15 protein-coding genes are annotated in these 18,410 nt (G+C 71.2%); 13 read left to right on the top strand and 2 right to left on the bottom strand.

What is annotated here, in order from left to right:
- Nucleotide 1 precedes the first annotated feature (1 nt).
- The gene (locus tag BHU06_RS01290) at nucleotides 2-949 is read right to left on the bottom strand and encodes a bifunctional hydroxymethylpyrimidine kinase/phosphomethylpyrimidine kinase (protein ID WP_070397330.1); all 948 of its coding nucleotides are present in this window, start codon (nucleotides 947-949) and stop codon (nucleotides 2-4) included.
- A 149-nt stretch (nucleotides 950-1,098) separates the two neighbouring features.
- Between BHU06_RS01290 and BHU06_RS21960 the strand changes: the two genes are divergently transcribed.
- The 6 genes from BHU06_RS21960 to BHU06_RS01315 all read left to right on the top strand — a co-directional run bounded on the left by BHU06_RS21960 (nucleotide 1,099) and on the right by BHU06_RS01315 (nucleotide 11,055).
- The gene (locus BHU06_RS21960) at nucleotides 1,099-1,272 is read left to right on the top strand and encodes a rubredoxin (protein WP_083292799.1); all 174 of its coding nucleotides are present in this window, start codon (nucleotides 1,099-1,101) and stop codon (nucleotides 1,270-1,272) included.
- A 93-nt stretch (nucleotides 1,273-1,365) separates the two neighbouring features.
- Nucleotides 1,366-1,767 (top strand): PleD family two-component system response regulator, encoded by a 402-nt coding sequence (locus BHU06_RS01295; protein ID WP_175442774.1) that lies wholly within the window; start codon nucleotides 1,366-1,368, stop codon nucleotides 1,765-1,767.
- Nucleotides 1,767-2,132 carry a PleD family two-component system response regulator gene (locus BHU06_RS01300; RefSeq protein WP_070397331.1) on the top strand — a complete coding sequence of 122 codons (366 nt, stop codon included), beginning with the start codon at nucleotides 1,767-1,769 and terminating at the stop codon, nucleotides 2,130-2,132. The genes BHU06_RS01295 and BHU06_RS01300 overlap by 1 nt, the downstream gene beginning before the upstream one ends.
- 24 nt (nucleotides 2,133-2,156) lie before the next feature.
- A complete protein-coding gene (locus BHU06_RS01305; RefSeq protein ID WP_070397332.1) occupies nucleotides 2,157-2,693 on the top strand; it encodes a chemotaxis protein CheW in 537 nt (178 codons plus the stop codon).
- 59 nt (nucleotides 2,694-2,752) lie between these two features.
- Nucleotides 2,753-5,011, top strand: a complete 2,259-nt coding sequence (locus BHU06_RS01310; protein ID WP_070397333.1) for a methyl-accepting chemotaxis protein — start codon at nucleotides 2,753-2,755, stop codon at nucleotides 5,009-5,011.
- Between the two features lie 32 nt (nucleotides 5,012-5,043).
- Entirely contained in the window at nucleotides 5,044-11,055 is a 6,012-nt protein-coding gene (locus BHU06_RS01315) for an Hpt domain-containing protein (RefSeq protein WP_070397334.1), read from the top strand.
- 118 nt (nucleotides 11,056-11,173) lie between these two features.
- Here the strand turns inward: BHU06_RS01315 and BHU06_RS01320 are convergent, their stop codons facing one another.
- Entirely contained in the window at nucleotides 11,174-12,652 is a 1,479-nt protein-coding gene (locus BHU06_RS01320) for a deoxyribodipyrimidine photo-lyase (RefSeq protein WP_070397335.1), read from the bottom strand.
- 66 nt (nucleotides 12,653-12,718) lie between these two features.
- On the opposite strand from BHU06_RS01320, the gene BHU06_RS01325 reads away from it, so the two are divergent.
- Genes BHU06_RS01325 through BHU06_RS01355 form a run of 7 tightly spaced genes read left to right on the top strand, consistent with a single transcriptional unit; the run spans nucleotide 12,719 to nucleotide 18,393 of the window.
- The gene (locus BHU06_RS01325) at nucleotides 12,719-13,315 is read left to right on the top strand and encodes a YqgE/AlgH family protein (protein WP_070397336.1); all 597 of its coding nucleotides are present in this window, start codon (nucleotides 12,719-12,721) and stop codon (nucleotides 13,313-13,315) included.
- Nucleotides 13,299-13,724, top strand: a complete 426-nt coding sequence (ruvX, locus tag BHU06_RS01330; RefSeq protein ID WP_070397337.1) for a Holliday junction resolvase RuvX — start codon at nucleotides 13,299-13,301, stop codon at nucleotides 13,722-13,724. The genes BHU06_RS01325 and ruvX overlap by 17 nt, the downstream gene beginning before the upstream one ends.
- Entirely contained in the window at nucleotides 13,721-14,221 is a 501-nt protein-coding gene (pyrR, locus tag BHU06_RS01335; RefSeq protein ID WP_070397338.1) for a bifunctional pyr operon transcriptional regulator/uracil phosphoribosyltransferase PyrR, read from the top strand. The genes ruvX and pyrR overlap by 4 nt, the downstream gene beginning before the upstream one ends.
- Nucleotides 14,218-15,180, top strand: coding sequence for an aspartate carbamoyltransferase catalytic subunit (locus BHU06_RS01340; RefSeq protein ID WP_070397339.1), 963 nt, complete (start codon nucleotides 14,218-14,220; stop codon nucleotides 15,178-15,180). Before pyrR ends, BHU06_RS01340 begins: the two co-directional genes overlap by 4 nt.
- Nucleotides 15,177-16,295 (top strand): histidinol-phosphate transaminase, encoded by a 1,119-nt coding sequence (gene hisC / locus BHU06_RS01345; RefSeq protein ID WP_070397340.1) that lies wholly within the window; start codon nucleotides 15,177-15,179, stop codon nucleotides 16,293-16,295. The genes BHU06_RS01340 and hisC overlap by 4 nt, the downstream gene beginning before the upstream one ends.
- On the top strand, nucleotides 16,292-17,611 hold the full coding sequence (locus BHU06_RS01350) for a dihydroorotase (protein WP_070397341.1): 1,320 nt from the start codon (nucleotides 16,292-16,294) through the stop codon (nucleotides 17,609-17,611). The genes hisC and BHU06_RS01350 overlap by 4 nt, the downstream gene beginning before the upstream one ends.
- A complete protein-coding gene (locus tag BHU06_RS01355; RefSeq protein WP_254668098.1) occupies nucleotides 17,608-18,393 on the top strand; it encodes a 1-acyl-sn-glycerol-3-phosphate acyltransferase in 786 nt (261 codons plus the stop codon). Before BHU06_RS01350 ends, BHU06_RS01355 begins: the two co-directional genes overlap by 4 nt.
- Nucleotides 18,394-18,410: the final 17 nt, after the last annotated feature.

Consider the following 18,410-nt stretch of genomic DNA (forward strand, 5'->3'; position numbering starts at 1 on the left):
GTCAGTGTCGGGTGGTGTCCAGGGGGAAATCGCCCGCGTCCAGCGCGCTGTCGGGCGGCGCGGGATCGGTGGCGGACTCGTCGGTGGCCTCGGCGTCCTCTTCGTGCGCCCAGAACAGGCGGTCGGGCACCGCGTGGCCCATGCCGGGCTGGAAGCCGGCGTCCAGGCACTGGTCCAGGTAGGTCAGGGCCTCGGCGCAGGCGGTCTGCAGGTCGGCCCCGCTGGCGATGAGGGCGCACAGCGCGGCCGATAGCGTGTCGCCGGCGCCGGCGAAGGTGGCCTCGAAGCGCTCGTAGCGGGCCGTGGCGAGCACGGTCTCGGGCGAGGCCAGGTGGCTTTCCAGGTGCTGGTCGGCCGCGTTGAAGCCGGTCACCAGGGTGTAGGGCACGCCGTGCACCGCAGCGGCGCGGGCGACGTCGCGTGGTCCCGGCGGGCGGTCACCCTCCCACTCGGGCAGCAGCCAGCGGCACAGGGTGCTGTGGTTGCCCACCAGCACGGTGGTCTGCGGCAGCAACAGCTCGGTGCAGGCGTCCAGGTAGTTCTCGATGTCGAGCTCGTCCCACCAGGACAGGTCGGGCATGTAGGTGATCACCGGCACTTCGGTGTAGTCGCTGGTGATCTGGGCCACAGCGCTCAGGTTCTCGGGCGTGCCCACGAAGCCGACCTTGATCGCCCGCACGGGCATGTCCTCGAGCGCGCAGCGCGCCTGATCGACCACCGCCTCTTCGTCGAGGCTGAAGTGGTCGCGGATCGCGGAGGTGTCGCGCACGTAGGCGCCGGTGACGACCGGCAGCACGTGCGCCGACGCGCTGGACATGGCCGTCAGGTCTGCGCTCAGGCCGCCCGCCCCACTCGGGTCGTTGGCGTTGAAGCTCATCACGCAGGGCAGGGGGGATTCGCCCGGGGCCGTGGCCTCGCGGACGACGGAGGAATCGTCGGGATCGGACATGGTGGGGGGATTGTGCGGCCTGCGCGGGCCCGCAGGCACTGTGGTGCGGGGGCCTCTGGCGCCGTCCACTCGCCTGTGAAATGACACCGCAGAGCGCTTGAACGGGCTGGATACAATCCTTGCATTCTACGATACAGACCACAAAAACCATGAGCGACAGCAAGACTTGGATGTGCCTGATCTGCGGCTGGATCTACGACGAAGCAGCAGGAGCACCCGAGCACGGCGTACCTGCCGGCACCCCCTGGGCCGACGTTCCGATGAACTGGACCTGCCCCGAGTGTGGCGCCCGCAAGGAAGATTTCGAGATGGTTCAAATCTGAGCGGACGGTGGCCAGGGGGCCGTCGATCCGTTGTCCGGGGTCCGGGCGGCGCCGCCGCATCGGGCCCGATAGTGGTTGAGGAGCCCGTCCATCGTGAGTGCAACGCCTGCCCTGAAGGTTCTCGTCGTCGACGACAGCAACACCATCCGGCGCAGCGCCGAGATTTTTCTCAAGCAAGGCGGCCATGAAGTGCTGCTGGCCGACGATGGCTTCGACGCCCTGGCCAAGATCAACGACTACCAGCCCGACCTGATCTTCTGCGACATCCTGATGCCGCGGCTGGACGGCTATCAGACCTGCGCGATCATCAAGCGCAACGCCCGCTTCGCCAGCATCCCGGTCGTCATGCTCTCGTCCAAGGACGGCGTGTTCGACAAGGCCCGCGGCCGCATGGTCGGCTCGCAGGACTACCTCACCAAGCCCTTCACCAAAGACCAGCTGCTGCAGGCCGTGCAGCAGTTTGGCGCCCATCTCAACGTCAACGGAGTTGCCTGATGCCCATCCACAAGATCCTCGTCGTCGATGATTCGAAGACCGAGCTGCTGGTCCTGTCGGATCTGTTGACCAAAAATGGCTACACGGTGCGCACCGCCGAGAATGCGGACGAGGCCTTCCGTCGTCTCGGGGAGGAAAAGCCTGATCTCATTCTGATGGACGTGGTGATGCCCGGCCAGAATGGCTTTCAGCTGACCCGCGCCATCACGCGCGATCCTCAGTATTCGAGCATCCCCATCGTCATGTGCACCAGCAAGAACCTGGAGACGGACCGCGTGTGGGGCATGCGCCAGGGGGCCCGCGACTACGTCACCAAACCGGTCAACGGCGAAGAACTGCTTTCCAAGATCCGAGCGCTGGCCTGAGGCCGGTGCCCGAACCGCACCAGCATGGCCAAACGACAGTCGCTGAAGGAGCTCCAGGAACGGCTGGCCCAGCGCCTCACGGCAGCGAAGACCGAAGCGTTGACCGCGACCTGGCTGGCCATCGAGGCCGGCGGTCGCCGCTACCTGTTGCCGCTGGTGCAGTCCGGCGAGATTTTTCCTTGGTCGGCGGTGCAGGGGGTGCCGTACACCAAGCCCTGGTACCTCGGCGTCGCCAACCTGCGCGGTGGCTTGCATGGCGTGATCGACCTGGCTGGCCTGGTGCAGGGGACCGCTCGCGGCGCGGGGCGCGCCACAGAGCGGATCACCTCCGAGTCGCGGCTGGTGAGCCTGCACGGCGCCCTCGGCCTGAACGCGGTGTTCTGGATCGATCGCCTGCTGGGCCTGCGCAATCCCGGCGCGTTCAGCGCCTTGGGCGAGCGTCCGGCGGACGCGCCCGGCTACATGACACGCGTTCTGGTGGACGCACAGGGGCAGGATTGGCAGGAACTCGACCTGCAGCTGCTCGTGAGCGAACCCGAATTCCTGGCCATCGCGGCCTGACGGCGCCCCACCCGGCACCCGACGTTTTTGTTCACCCGTTGTGAGTTGGAAGGTAAACCATGGCCACGCTTGATCGATTCCAAGGGCTGTTCTCCAAGAAGAACAAGGAGGCGGATGAGCCTGACCTGGCCGGCGTGACGGATCAGGAGATCGCGGAGCTTGCCGCGGCCCGCCTGGCGCCCGACGCCAACACGGGGGATCTCGACGACAACCTGCTGATCACCGAGGACGATGGCGACACGCCCAAGGACGCGCTGGTTTCACTGCCCATTCTGGGTCGCCGCCCGGCGGAACAGCACCAGCGCTCGCTCGCGGTGCTGCTGGCCTTCGCGCTGCTGGTGCTGGGCGCCATCACGTTCTTCGTGCTGAGCCAGGCGGAAAAGATCAGCCAGCAGGTGGCCGCCAGCGGTCAGGCGCTGATGCAGTCGCAGCGTCTGGCCAAGAGCGTGTCGCAGGCGCTGGTGGGCAGCCCCACCGCCTTCCCCGAGGTGCGCGACAGCGCCAGCGTGCTGGCCACCAGTGTGCGCGGCCTCAAGCAGGGCGACAGCAACATGGCGATCGAGCCGCTGGGGCCGGAATACGGCGGCGCGCTCGACGACCTTCTGCCGCGCATCGACGCCGCCGAGCGCAACGCTTCGGCCGTGCTGGGCCAGCAGGCCACGCTGACGCAGGTGGGCGCCGCGCTGCGCACCATCAACCGCCAGTCGTCCGACCTGCTGGAGATCGCTGAGACGATCTCCTCCCTCAAGCTGCAGCAGAACGCGCCCGCCGCCGAAATCTCCGCCTCCGGCCAGCTCGTGATGCTGACGCAGCGCATCGGCAAGTCGGCCAACGAGTTCCTGACGCTGGAAGGCGTGAGCCCCGAGGCGGTGTTCCTGCTCGGCAAGGACCTGATCACCTTCAAGGAAGTGGCGGACGGCCTGCTCAAGGGCAGCGACGAGCTGCGCCTGAGCGCCGCCCGCGACCCGCAAGTGCGCGAGCGCCTGCAGGCCCTGCTGCAGCGCTACGAGGAAACCCGCGTCGAAGCCGGCGCCATCCTGGGCAACCTGCAGGGCCTGGTGGCCGCGCGCGAGGCGCAGGCCGCCATCGTGGCCGACAGCGAACCGCTGCGCGTGGGCCTGGAGAAGCTGCAGCAGGACCTCTCCGGCCGCTCGGGCCTGGGTGGCGGCCAGCTGCTGGCCCTGGCCCTGTCCACGGTGTTCGCGCTGCTGTGCGCGGGCGGCCTGGCCTACGTGCAGCTACAGGACAGCCGCCAGCGCCAGATGATGGCCGAAGGCCAGCGGCTGTCCGCCGAGGCGCAGGAGCAGGAAGCCAAGCGCGTCAACGACGCCAACCAGGCGGCCATTCTTCGCCTGATGAACGAACTGCAGACGGTGGCCGAGGGCGACCTGACGCAGGAAGCGACCGTGACGGAGGACATCACGGGCGCCATCGCCGACTCGGTGAACTACACCGTGGAAGAACTGCGGTCGCTGGTGGGCAACGTGCAGGCCACGGCCACCCGCGTGGCGCAGACCACGTCGGCGGTGGAAAACACCTCGACCGAGCTGCTGGCGGCCTCCACCGAGCAGCTGCGCGAGATCCGCGAAACCGGCCAGTCGGTGCTCGACATGGCGCAGCGCATCAACCAGGTGTCCAGCCAGGCGCAGGAGTCGGCCCAGGTGGCCCGGGCCTCGCTGCAGGCCGCCGAATCCGGCCTGCAGGCGGTGCAGGACGCCATCGGCGGCATGAACGCCATCCGCGACCAGATCCAGGAAACCTCCAAGCGCATCAAGCGGCTGGGCGAGTCCTCGCAGGAGATCGGCGAGATCACCGAACTGATCTCGGACATTACCGAACAGACCAACGTGCTGGCCCTCAACGCCGCCATCCAGGCCGCGTCCGCCGGTGAAGCGGGCCGGGGCTTCTCGGTGGTGGCGGAAGAGGTGCAGCGCCTGGCCGAACGCTCGGCCGACGCCACGCGCCAGATCGCGGCGCTGGTGAAGGCGATTCAGACCGACACGCAGGACGCGGTGGCCGCCATGGAGCGCTCCACGCAGGGCGTGGTCGCCGGGGCCCGGCTGTCCGACAACGCGGGCACCGCGCTGTCCGAAATCGACCGCGTGTCGCGCCGGCTGGCCGACCTCATCGAGCAGATCTCCACCGCCGCCTCCCGCGAAGCCGAGTCGGCCAACGAGGTGGCGGGCAACATCCAGCACATCTTCGCGGTGACCGAGCAGACCGGCGAGGGCACGCGCTCCACGGCCCAGCAGGTGCGTGAGCTGTCGGCCATGGCCGAAGAACTGCGCCAGTCGGTGGCCCGATTCAAGATCGCCTGACGGCGGACCGCTCGAATCCATCAGGGAGGCCCATGACCGAAGCGCCCGAATCCGCTCTGCAGGACTTGCCCAACACCGACCTTGGGCCACTGGCCTGGGTCTTCGAGGAGTTGCGCAAATCGCTCGATGCGGCCAACAAGGCCATTCGGCGGTTCGTGCGCGAGAACGAGCAGTCGCGCCACGGCGATCTCGAAGCGGTGGACCCGGCCGCCCTGCGCATGGCCCGCCAGCAGCTGCACCAGGCGGTGGGGGCGCTGGAGGTGGTCGGCCTGGGCGCGCCCGCGCAGGTGCTGCGCGGCATGGAGTCGGCGGTGCAGCGCTTCGTGCAGAAGCCGGCCAGTTGCGACGAGCAGGCCGCCAGCCGGGTGGAACGCGCCAGCTTCGCCCTGGTCGAGTACCTCGAGGCGGTGCTCAACCACAAGCCCGTGCAGCCGGTGGCGCTGTTCCAGCAGTACCGCGAGGTGCTGGAGCTCGCGGGCGCCGAGCGCGTGCATCCCTCGGACCTCTGGGATTTTGATCACCGGGCGATCGATATGCCGGCGCCGCCGGGCGCCAAGCCGCTCGATGTCAGCCCGGCGGTCCGTTCGCTGTTCGACCGCCTGATCCTGCTCGTCGTCAAGACGCAGAGCGCGGCGGCCTGCCAGCAACTGGCCAAGCTGTGCGGCGGCATGTCCGCCGCCGCCGCGGAGCCGCGCCAGCGCACGTTCTGGCGCGTGGCGGCGGCCTTCTTCGAGGCCGCGGGCGGGCCTGGCCTGCCGTTCGACGTGTACGTGAAGCGGGCGGCGTCGCGCCTGCTCATGCAGTTCGGCCAGATGGCCGCCGGCACCGGCCAGGTGTCGGAAACCCTGCTGCACGACCTGCTGTTCTTCTGCGCGCAGAGCCAGCCCGCCGACGCGGCCGCCACCCAGCACCTGGGCGCCGTGCGCGAGACCTATGGGCTGCAGCGCTACCGCCCGGCCGACTACCACCAGGCCACGCTGGGCCGCTACGACCCCGCCGTGCTGGCGCAGGCCCGCAAACGCATCCAGACGGCCAAGGAGGCCTGGTCCCTGTTCTCGGGTGGCGACCATGCCCGGGCCCGCCAGGTCGGCGACCAGTTCGGCCTGATTGGCGAGTCGCTGCTCAAACTGCATCCGCCCAGCGCGCCGCTCGCGGCGGCGCTGGTCAAGGCGGCCGATCGCGCCGTGAACGAGCCCGGCGGCGTGCGCCCCGAGCTCGCCATGGAAGTGGCCACGACCACCCTGTACCTGGAGGCCGCGTTCGAGGACTTCGATCCCGCCGAGCCCGAGCTCGCGGCGCGCACGCAGGACCTGGCGCAGCGCCTGGGCAGCGTCATCGACGGCGAGGCGGCCCGCCCGCTGGACGGGTGGATGGAGCAGCTCTACCGCCGCGTCAGCGACCGCCAGACCATGGGCAGCGTGGTCGACGAGCTGAAGGTGTCGCTCGGCGAGGTCGAAAAATCGCTCGACCAGTTCTTCCGCCAGCCGCAGGAAAAAGCGGGCCTGCACGTCGCGGTGACCCAGTTGGCCCAGATGCGCGGCGTGCTGTCGGTGCTGGGCCTGGACCACGCGGTGCAGGCCGTCACCCGCATGCGCGGCAGCGTCGAGCAGATCCTGGACACCGAGGTCGACGAGGCCCTGGCCCGTGAGGCCGGCACCTTCCAGCAGCTCGGCGACAACCTGAGCGCGCTGAGTTTCCTGGTGGACATGCTGAGCTACCAGCCGGCGCTGGCCAAGAAGCTCTTCGTCTTCGACGAGGACAAAGGCGGCCTGGTCCCGCTCATGGGGCGCGCCAGTGTGGGCCGCGACCGCTCGCCGCCCGCCCGCAGCGACGCCGAGGCCTTGCAGGCGGGCGTGCGCCGCGTGGTCGACAGCGTCTTCGGTGGACTGGACGACCTCAGCGGCCTGAGCCAGCAGCTGGATTCGCTCGCCGACCAGGCCGCGCTGGCCGAACAGCCGGCGGTGGCCAAGGCCGCGCGCGAGGCCGCCGAAGCCGTGGTGCGCGATGACGCCGCGGTCGGCGCGCAGGCGCTGGTCGGGCTGACCGAAGCCGCCGCGCCCGACGCGCCGGCGGCTCCCTCCGACGCACCGGCGGCCGACGACACGGACGAAGACGACCTGCTCGACATCTTCCTGGAGGAAGCGCGCGAGGTCGTGGCCAATGGCCGCGAAGCGGTCTCGCACCTGCGCGAGCAGCCCTCCGATCTCGACCACCTGACCACGCTGCGCCGCGCCTTCCACACGCTCAAGGGCAGCTCCCGCATGGTTGGCCTCAATGAGTTCGGCGAGGCGGCCTGGGCCCTGGAGCAGTTGCTCAACGCCGTGCTGGCCGAGCAGCGGCCCGCCAGCGAAGCCTTGCTGGGCCTGTCGGGCGAGGCCCTGGATCAATTCGAACGCTGGGTGCGGGACATCGCGGCCCAGCAGGCGTCCGCCTGGCGCTCGCAGCCCTTCCGGGCCAGCGCCGAGGCCCTGAAGGCCCAGGGCGTGTGGCTGCCCCTGCAGGCGCCCCCCGCCACCGTGGCACAGGAACCCATCGACATCGCGTTGGACGACGAGCCGCCAGGGGCCGAGGCCGAGCCGCCGGCCCAGGCACCGGCGGCCGACGCGGCCGCGCCCTCCACCGGCTTCGGCGACCTGCCCCTGCCCGAGCCCTTGTCCGAGGCCGCGCTCGAGGTTCCGCTGCTCGCCGACATCGACCTCGACCTGCTGGCGGCCGTCGCGCAACCCGCGGCCGCCGAGGCGCCCGAGCCAGCCGCGACCGACGCACCCGCCGAAGCCGAAGCCGAAGCCGAAGCGGAAGCCGAAGCCGAAGCCGAAGCCGCACAGGCGACGCCGGCCGAGGCGCGGGACCAGCCCCCGGTGGCCGCGCCCGTGGTGCCGCCCGAGTTCGACCAGCTGGAGGACTTCCCGCGCGAGGCCGTCGAATCCGGTTTTGCCGACATCCAGGAAATCGAGCTGACGGCGCCGGCGCCGCTGCCGCCCGCCGAGCCGGTGTCCATGCCCGTGCCCCTGGTGAGCGCCCCTGCCGAGGAGCCCGTGCGCGAAATCGGCTCGCTGCGCATTGGCCACAAGCTCTACAACGTCTTCCTCAACGAGGCCGACGAGTGGTCCCGCCGCCTGGGCACCAGCCTGTCCGAGTGGGCCATGGAGACCCATGTGCCGGTGCCCGAGTCGGCCGAGGCGCTCGCGCACTCGCTGGCGGGCAGCTCGGGCACCGTCGGCTTCGAATCGCTGTCCGGCGTCGCGCGCGCGCTGGAGCACGCGCTGGGCTCGGTGGCCGCGCGCCAGCGCGAGGGACAGCAGGCGCCGGCCGCGCTGGGCCAGCTGTTCGTGGACGCCGGTGAAGACATCCGCCGCTTGTTGCACCAGTTCGCGGCGGGCTTCCTGAAGGAAGCCGATCCCTTCGTGCTGCAGTCGCTGGTGCGGGTGGTGCACGACCCGCTGGCCTTTGGCGAGCCGCCGTCGGCCGCGCCCGCCACGGCCGACGACGAGGTGTTCCTCACCGTCAGCGACGAGGTCGAGCTGCTGCCGGCCGACGACGAGCCCGCGCCGACACCTTCGGCGGCCGACGAGGCCCTGGACACCAGCGCCGGTTCCGTGACCCAGTGGGACCTGCCCGCCGCGCCCGAGCCGGCGCGCGCCGCACTGGCGCCCGCCGGCCACCAGGACATCGACGACGACATCGACGCGGTCGACACCATCGACGTCGACCTGTTCCCCATCTTCGAGGAAGAGGCCCAGGAACTGCTGCCGCAGATGGGCGCGGCCCTGCGCCAGTGGAGCGCCCGTCCCGACGACGGCAACGCGCGCGCCGAGGTGCTGCGCGGCCTGCACACGCTCAAGGGCAGTGCCCGCCTGGCCGGCGCCCTGCGCCTGGGTGAAATGGCCCACCGCATGGAAACCGCGGCCGAGCGCCTGGGTTCCGACGTGCAGCGCGCCAGCGACCTGGAGGTGCTGCAAAGCGCCTTCGACGCCATCGTGGCGCGCTTCGACGCCCTGCGGCACCCCGACGCCCAGACCGGCGCCGTGGTGCAGTCCGCGCCCGAGACACAGGCGCAGCCCGCGCCCGAGGCGCAGCCCGTGGCCGAGGCCGCGGTGCCGGCCGCGCCGCTCGCCGCGACCAGCGCCCTGGGCGCCCACTTCGTCGCGCCCATCGCGCCGGCCCAGCTGGCGGCGCGCGGTGGGGCCGCCGTGCGCGTGCGCCCCGAGCTGCTCGACCGCCTGGTCAACCAGACCGGCGAGGTGATCATCTCGCGCTCGCGCATGGAAGCCGAGGTCGTCACGCTGCGTGCCTCGCTGAAGGACCTCACGGGCAACCTGGACCGCCTGCGCCAGCAGCTGCGCGACATCGAGCTGCAGGCCGAGACGCAGATGCAATCGCGCCTGGCCCAGGCCCGCGACCACGTGCAGGCCTTCGACCCGCTGGAATTCGACCGCTTCACCCGCGTGCAGGAGCTGACCCGGATGATGGCCGAGTCGGTGAACGACGTGGCCACGTTGCAGCGCAACCTGCAGCGCGCCGTGGAAGCGACCGAAGACAACCTGGTGGCCCAGGCGCGGCAGACGCGCGAGCTGCAGCGCGACCTGCTGCGCACGCGCATGGTGGAGTTCGAGGGCATCTCCGAGCGCCTGTACCGCGTGGTGCGCCAGGCCTCCAAGGAAACCGGCAAGCAGGTGCGCCTGGACATCACCGGCGGCAACATCGAAATGGACCGGGGCGTGCTGGACCGCATGACCGGCACCTTCGAACACCTGCTGCGCAACCACGTGGCCCACGGCATCGAATCGCCCGAGCTGCGCGAGCAGCGCGGCAAGCCGGCCGAAGGCCGCATCGACATCGAACTGCACCAGGAGCGCAACGACGTCTCGCTGGTGTTCGCCGACGACGGCGGCGGCATCGACCTGGAGCGCCTGCGCGAGAAGGCCCGCGAGGCCGGCCTGCTGGCGCCCGATCAAGTCATTGACGACGAGCACGCCGCCCAGCTCATCTTCGAGGCCGGCATCAGCACGGCCCGCGAAGTCTCCGAGCTGGCCGGGCGCGGCATCGGCATGGACGTGGTGCGCAGCGACGTGCTCGCGCTCGGTGGCCGCATCGAGACCGCCACGCGCGCCGGGCAGGGCACCTCGTTCAAGCTGGTGCTGCCGCTGACCACGGCGGTCACGCAGGTGGTGATGCTGCGCGCGGGCGAGCTCATGTTCGGCGTGCCGTCGAACCTGGTGGAGATCGTGCGCCGCGTGCCGCCGGCCGAGCTGCAGGCGGCCTACGCCAGCGGCCACATGCGCCATGGCGACGAGGACGTGCCCTTCTTCTGGAGCGGCGCCCTGTTGCAGTCCACGGCGCAGTCGCAGGAGCCGCAGAACCGCACGCTGCCGGTGGTGGTCTTCCGCAGCGCGTCCCAGCGCCTGGCCATGCACGTCGACGAGGTGCTGGGCAACCAGGAAGTCGTGGTCAAGAACCTGGGCGCGCAGCTGTCGCGGCTGCCGGGCCTGGCAGGCATGTCGGTGCTTGCCTCGGGCGCGGTGGCGCTGATCTACAACCCGGTGGCGTTGTCCACGGTGTACGGACCGCAGGTGCCCGAATGGGTGCGCCAGCAGGCGGCCCTGCCCCAGGCCACGGAGCGCGCCGCCACGGGCGGCGACGCCGGCGCGGAGGCCGCGCTGGCCAGCGTGCCGCTGGTGCTGGTGGTCGACGACTCCATCACGGTGCGCCGCGTCACCCAGCGCCTGCTGCAGCGCGAGGGCTACCGCGTGGCGCTGGCGGCCGACGGCCTGCAGGCGCTGGAGCGGCTGCAGGTGGAGCGCCCGGCCGTGGTGCTGTCCGACATCGAGATGCCGCGCATGGACGGTTTCGACCTCGTGCGCAACATCCGGGCCGACGCCCGCCTGGCCGATCTGCCGGTGATCATGATCACCTCGCGCATCGCCGAGAAGCACCGCGAGCACGCGCGAGAACTGGGCGTGGACCACTACCTGGGCAAGCCCTATTCCGAAGACGAGCTGCTGGTGCTGGTGGCGCGCTACGCCAAGACCACCGCCGACGCCTGAGGGCCGGCGGCCCCGGCCGCTGGCGCCTCACGCTCCCAGGCCGCTGAGAACGTCCTGGTAGAACGCCCCCGCCGGGTCCTTCCACGGGTCGATCGGCACCGGAAACCTCGCCGGCCGATCAGCCCCCCGCTTCTTTCACCACCGCATAACGCGCCAGGGTCTTCTCGCGGGCCTGCGCGTGGTCCACCAGCGGCAGGGGGTAGTTGTCGCCGAGCACCAGGCCGGCGGCGGCCAGCTCCACCGGGCTGGCCTTCCAGGGCGCATGGATCGCCGCGTCCGGCAGGCCGGCGAGTTGGGGCAGGTAGCGCCGGATGAACCGGCCCTGCGGGTCGAAGCGTTCGCTCTGGGTGACGGGGTTGAAGATGCGGAACCAGGGCTGCGCGTCGCAGCCGCTGGAGCTGGCCCACTGCCAGCCGCCGTTGTTGGCCGCGAGGTCGAAGTCGATCAGGTGCTCGGCGAAGTAGCGCTCGCCCCATTGCCAGTGGATGCCGAGGTCCTTCACCAGAAAGCTGGCCACCACCATGCGCAGGCGGTTGTGCATGTAGCCGGTCTGGAGAATCTGCGCCATGGCCGCGTCCACCAGCGGGTAGCCGGTGCGGCCCTCGCACCAGGCCTGGAACAGGGCGTCGGCGGCTTTGCCGTGCTCGTAGCGCACGGCGTCGTAGGCAGGCTTGAAGGCGCGCTGCACCACGTGCGGGAAGTTGGCCAGGATCTGGTGGTAGAAGTCGCGCCAGATGAGCTCGGACAGCCAGGTGCTGGCGCCCGGGTTGCCCTGGGCGTGCAGCCCGTGTGCGATGGACGCCAGCGCGCGCACGGACACGGTGCCGAAGCGCAGGTGCGCGCTCAGGTAGCTGGGGCCCTTGACCGCCGGGTAGTCGCGCGCCTCGTCGTAGCGGTCGATGCGCTGCAGGAAGTCGTCGAACAGCTGGTGCGCGCCGTCCTCGCCGGTGGGCAGGGCGAGCTGTGAGAGGTTGGTGCGCTGGAAGCCGATCTCCGCCAGCGTGGGCACCGGGCGCGACAGGCCCTCGGGCAAGGGCGCCAGCGCGCCCGCGTGCTTGGCGATCGGGTAGGCCTTGAGGTGGAAGGGCGTGAGCGCCTTGAGCCAGGCGTTCTTGTAGGGCGTGAACACGCCGAAGGCCCGCTCGGACTGCGTGAGCACCTCGCGGCGCTCGAAGATCACGTGGTCCTTGTGGGTGCGCAGCAGCACGCCCTGGTGCGCCAGCGCGCCCAGCACCTGGGCGTCGCGCGCCAGCGCGGCGGGTTCGTCGTCGTGGTTGGCGAACACGGCCTGCACGCCCAGGCGCTCGGCCAGCGCGGGGATGGCGCGCGAGGCCTGGTCGTGCAGCACGATCAGGCCAGTGCCCGGCCGGCCGTGCTCGGCGCCCAGCTCGCGCAGCCGCGCGTCCAGCGCCACCAGCGATTCGCGGATGAACTCCACCCGGCGGTCGGCGCGCGGCAGCGGGTCCAGGATGTCGCGGTCGAACACGAACACGCACCACAGCTGGCGGCAGTGGCGCAGCGCGTGGTGCAGGGCCGCGTTGTCGCTGGCGCGCAGGTCGCGGCGGAACCACATCAGGCCGGCGTCGAAATGGCTCATGGTCGGTGGCTGGCGGAGGTGACCGGCGAAGCCGGGCGGGCGGGGGGCGGGACATAGAATCCACGCATGGCCGCCGATTTTGCTCCGACCAACCTGACCCATCATTTCCTGATCGCGATGCCGGGGTTGACCGACGAGTTGTTCGGCCGCAGCGTGGTGTTCATGTGCGAACACAGCGAACGCGGCGCCCTCGGCCTGGTGATCAACAAGCCCAGCGACATCCTGCTGCCCAAGCTGTTCGAGAAGGTCGAGCTGCCGCTGTCGCGCGAAGACCTCATGGAACTGCCCGTGTTCCAGGGCGGCCCGGTGCAGACCGAGCGCGGCTTCGTGCTGCACGAGGCCGTCAACCCCGAGCAGGACGGCGAGTCGGTTTACGCCTCCACGCTGTCCATCCCCGGCGGTCTGGAAATGACGACCTCCAAGGACGTGCTCGAGGCCATGGCGGCCGGCGCCGGTCCGCGCCGCGTGTTCGTTTCGCTGGGCTACGCCTCCTGGGGTCAGGGCCAGCTCGAGTCCGAGCTCGCCGAAAACGCCTGGCTCACGGTGCCGGCCGACATCGAGATCATTTTCGAGGCCCCGGTGGCCGAGCGCTACGAGCGCGCCATGGCCCTGCTGGGCCTGCAGCAGCCCTGGATGCTCTCACCCGATGCCGGCCATGCCTGAGCCGGCCATGCCCGAAGTCGCCGCCACGCTGCAGACCTTCCTGGCCTTTGACCTGGGCCAGCGCCGCACCGGCGTGGCCACGGGCAACCGGCTCACCCGCAGCGCCACGCCGCAGCCCACCATCGTGGCCACCGGCGACGCGCGCCTGGAGCGCGCGGCCGAGCGCATCCGCGAGTGGGCGCCCGACGCGCTGGTGGTGGGCGTGCCCTTCCACCCCGACGGCGCCGAGCACGCCAACACCGCCATGGCGCGCAAGTTCGCGCGCCGCCTGCACGGCCGCCATGGCCTGCCCGTGTTCGAGGTGGACGAGCGCTACAGCACCACCGAGGCGCACGCGCAGGGCGCGCGGGACGCCGACGCCGCGTCCGCCTGCATCATCCTGGAACAGTTCCTGAGGAGCCTGCCTTGACCCCACCCGATGCCGAAGCGCTCTACGCGCAACTGCTCACGCGCGTGCGGGCCGTGCTGGAGGCCGAACCCGCGACGCGGCTCGTGGGCATCGCCACCGGCGGCGCCTGGATCGCCGAGCGCCTGCACGCCGACCTGAAACAGCCCGGCGCCTGCGGCGTGGTCTCGTCCGTCATGCACCGCGACGACTTCGCGCGCCGCGGCCTGGCCAGCAGCGTGCAGACCCAGCTGCCCTTCGAGGTGGACGGCGCGAGCCTGCTGCTGATCGACGACGTGCTCTACACCGGCCGCACGCTGCGCGCCGTGCTCAACGAGCTCTTCGACCACGGCCGCCCCGCGAGCGTGCGCCTGGCCGTGCTGGTCGATCGCGGCGGACGCCAGCTGCCGATCGAGGCGCAGCTGAGCATGGCCCATGTCGAGGTGCCCGCCGGCCAGTCGCTCGAACTCGCGCGCGACGGCGACGGCCGCCTGCGCTTCGTGCTGGAAAGCCAAACATGACCCCCGCCCGCAACCCCCAGCTCAACAAGAACGGCGAGCTCATCCACCTGCTCTCCACCGAGGGCCTGTCGCGCGACATCCTCACGCACATCCTCGACACCGCGTCCAGCTTCACCAGCGTGAGCAACCGCGAGGTGAAGAAGGTGCCGCTGCTGCGCGGCAAGAGCGTGTTCAACCTGTTCTTCGAGAACAGCACGCGCACGCGCACCACCTTCGAGATCGCGGCCACGCGGCTGAGCGCCGACGTCATCAACCTCGACATCGCGCGCAGCTCCACCGCCAAGGGCGAGTCGCTGCTCGACACCATCGCCAATCTCAGCGCCATGGCGGCCGACATCTTCGTCGTGCGCCACAGCGAGTCGGGCGCGCCCTACCTGATCGCGCAGCACGTGGCCCCGCACGTGCACGTGGTCAACGCCGGCGACGGGCGCCACGCGCACCCCACGCAGGGCCTGCTCGACATGTACACCATCCGCCACTACAAGCAGGACTTCACGAAGCTGTCGGTGGCCATCGTGGGCGACGTGCTGCACTCGCGCGTGGCGCGCTCCGACATCCACGCCCTCACCACCCTGGGCTGCCCCGACGTGCGCGTGGTCGGCCCGCGCACCCTGGTGCCGAGCGACCTGTCGCACATGGGCGTGCGCGTGTGCCACACGCTGGAGGAGGGCATCAAGGGCTGCGACGTGGTCATCACCTTGCGCCTGCAGAACGAGCGCATGAGCGGCGCGCTGCTGCCCTCCAGCCAGGAGTACTTCAAGAGCTTCGGCCTCACGCCCGAGCGCCTGAAGTGGGCCAAGCCCGACGCCATCGTCATGCACCCGGGCCCCATCAACCGCGGCGTGGAGATCGACTCCGCCGTGGTGGACGGTCCGCAGAGCGTGATCCTGCCGCAGGTCACCTTCGGCATCGCCGTGCGCATGGCGGTGATGTCCATCGTCGCGGGCAACGAAGCGTGAGCACCCCCGCGCCCGACCCCGACACGCGCTTCTGGAGCCCGCCCCTGCGCGGGCTGAGCGCCTACACGCCCGGCGAACAGCCGCAGGGCACGGGCTGGATCAAGCTCAACACCAACGAATGCCCTTACCCGCCCTCGCCGCTGGCGCTGCGGCGCATGGCCGAGGCGGTGGACGAGCGGCTGCGCCTCTACCCCGATTCCTCGGCGCTGGCGCTGCGCCAGACCATCGCCGCGCAGCAGGGGCTGCGGGTGGAGCAGGTCTTCGTGGGCAACGGCTCGGACGAGGTGCTGGCGCACGCCTTCATGGGCCTGTTGCGCCACGGCCGGCCGGTGTTGGTGCCCGACGTGAGCTACTCCTTCTACCCGGTCTACTGCGCGCTCTACGGCGTGGCCTGCCAGCCCGTGCCCCTGGACGCCGAATTCCGCGTGCGGGTGGCCGACTACCTGCAGCCCAACGGCGGCATCGTGCTGCCCAACCCGAACGCGCCCACCGGCATCGCGCTGTCCCTGGGCGAGATCCGCTGGCTGCTGGAGCGCAACCCCGATTCGGTGCTGGTGGTGGACGAGGCCTACGTGGACTTCGGCGCGCAGAGCGCCGTGTCGCTCGTCGACGAGTTTCCCCAGCTGCTGGTGGTGCAGACCCTGTCCAAGTCGCGCGCCCTCGCGGGCCTGCGCGTGGGCTTCGCCCTGGGCCACGCCGACCTGATCCGGGCGCTGAGCACCGTCAAGGACAGCTTCAACTCCTACCCGCTGGACCGCGTGGCGCTGGCCGGCGCGCAGGCCGCGCTGGAGGACCAGGCGCACTTCGCCTCGCTCACGCGGCGCATCGTCGACAGCCGCGAATGGCTCGCGCGCGAGCTGCAGGCCCTGGGCTTTCACTGCCTGCCCTCGAGCGCGAACTTCCTGCTCGCGCGGCACCCGCGCCACAGCGCGGCCCGGCTGCAGCAAGACCTGCGCGAGCGCCGCATCCTGGTGCGCCACTTCAACCAGCCGCGCATCGCCGAGCACCTGCGCATCACCATCGGCTCGCCGGCCGAATGCGAGGCCCTGGTGGCCGCGCTGCGCGAGCTGATCGATCCCGTCCGGCACCGCGATTCCAAGGTGACACCCGCATGAAAATCCTGATCCAGAACGGCCGCGTGATCGACCCGGCCAGCGGCCGCGACGAGATGGCCGACGTCGCCATCGCCGCCGGTCGCATCATCGCCATCGGCCGGGTCGCCGCCGACTTCCACCCCGCGCGCACCATCGACGCCGCTGGCTGCGTGGTCGCGCCGGGCCTGGTGGACCTGTCCGTGCGGCTGAAGGAACCCGGCCAGGAACACGCCGGCATGCTGGAGAGCGAGACCGCGGCGGCGGTGGCCGGCGGCGTCACCTCGCTGGTCTGCCCGCCCGACACCGAGCCCGTGCTCGACGAGCCCGGCCTGGTGGACATGCTCAAGTTCCGCGCCGAGAAGCTGCACCGCTCGCGCGTCTTCCCGCTCGGCGCGCTCACGCGCGGCCTGGCCGGTGAGGTGCTGACCGAGATGGCCGAGCTCACCGAGGCCGGCTGCGTGGGCTTCGGACAGGCCGAAACCACCATCCAGAACACCCAGGTGCTGCTGCGCGCGCTGCAGTACGCGGCCACCTTCGGCTACACCGTGTGGCTGCGCCCGCAGGACTTGTGGCTGGGCAAGGGTGTGGCCGCCAGCGGCCCGCTGGCCACGCGCCTGGGCCTGGCCGGCGTGCCCGTCGCGGCGGAGACCATCGCGCTGCACACGCTGTTCGAGCTCATGCGCGCCACCAAGGGCGGCGCGCGCGTGCACCTGTGCCGCCTCAGCAGCGCGGCCGGCGTGGACCTGGTGCGCGCCGCCAAGGCCGAGGGCCTGCCCGTCAGCTGCGACGTGAGCGTGCACAACCTGCACCTCACCGACGTGGACATCGGCTTCTACGACAGCCGCTTTCGCCTGCAGCCGCCGCTGCGCCAGCAGCGCGACCGCGACGCCCTGCGCGCCGGCCTGGCGGACGGCACCATCGACGCGCTGGTGTCCGACCACAACCCGGTGGACAGCGACGCCAAGACCCTGCCGTTCGCCGAGGCCGAGCCCGGCGCCAGCGCGGTGGAGCTGCTGTTGGGCCTGGCCTGCACCTGGGCGCAGCAGGAAGGCCTGGGCCTGATGCAGGCGCTGGCGGTGCTCACACACGGTCCGCAGCGCGTGCTGGGCGCCAGCCTGGGCACGCTGCAGGCCAGCGTGGGCCAGCTCGCCGTGGGCGGCGCGGCCGACGTGCTGGTCTTCCACCCCGACGCGCCCTGGACCGTGGCGCCCGCGGCCCTGCGCAGCCAGGGCCGGCACACGCCGTTCGAGGGCCACGAGATGCCGGTGTCGGTGCGCGCCACGCTGGTGGGCGGGCAGATCGCGCACGCGGCCGAGGGCGTGGCGGCGCCGGCGTGAACGCGCCGCACGGCCAGGCCGGGGGGGCGCGCACCCGGGGTGGGCAGCTGCGCGCGGCCTGGCGTGCCCTGCGCGCCGTGCTGCACGTGCTGCGCGGCCTATGGATCATCCGCAGCGAGTTCGGCCGCCTCACGCACGCGCAGAGCCAGCTCATCGTGCGTGAGTGGTCGCGCCGCATGCTGGCCATCATGGGCATCGCGCTGGACGTGCAAGGCCAGCCGCCCGCGCACGGCGCGGTGCTGATGGTGGCCAACCACATCTCCTGGCTCGACATCCTGGTCATGAACGCCGCGCACCCGAGCCGTTTCGTGTCCAAGGCCGACGTGCAGCGCTGGCCGCTGCTGGGCTCGCTCATCACCGGCGCGGGCACGCTGTACATCGAGCGTGAGAGCCGGCGCGACGCGCTGCGCGTGGTGCACCGCATGGCCGAGCGGCTGCGCGCGGGCGAGACCGTCTCGGTGTTTCCCGAGGGCACCACGGGCGACGGCGCCCAGCTGTTGCCCTTCCACGCCAACCTGCTGCAGGCCGCGATATCGGCCAGCGCACCGGTGCAGCCGGTGGCGCTGCGCTACCTGGAACGCGGCAGCGGCCAGCCGCACCCGGGCCCGGTGTTCATTGGCGACGACACCCTGGTCGCGTCGGTGTGGCGCACGCTGCGCTCGGACACGGTGCGCGCCGTGGTGCGCTACGGCACGCCGCAGCGCGCGGGGGCGCGCGACCGCCGCGCCTGGTCCGAGGCGCTGCGCGCCGAGGTGCAGGCCGAGTTCGACGCGGCGCGCTGAGCGGGCCCGCCGGGCCG

It is taken from the genome of Hydrogenophaga sp. PML113 (genome assembly GCF_001777155.1).
GTDB classification, from domain to species: domain Bacteria; phylum Pseudomonadota; class Gammaproteobacteria; order Burkholderiales; family Burkholderiaceae_C; genus Hydrogenophaga; species Hydrogenophaga borbori.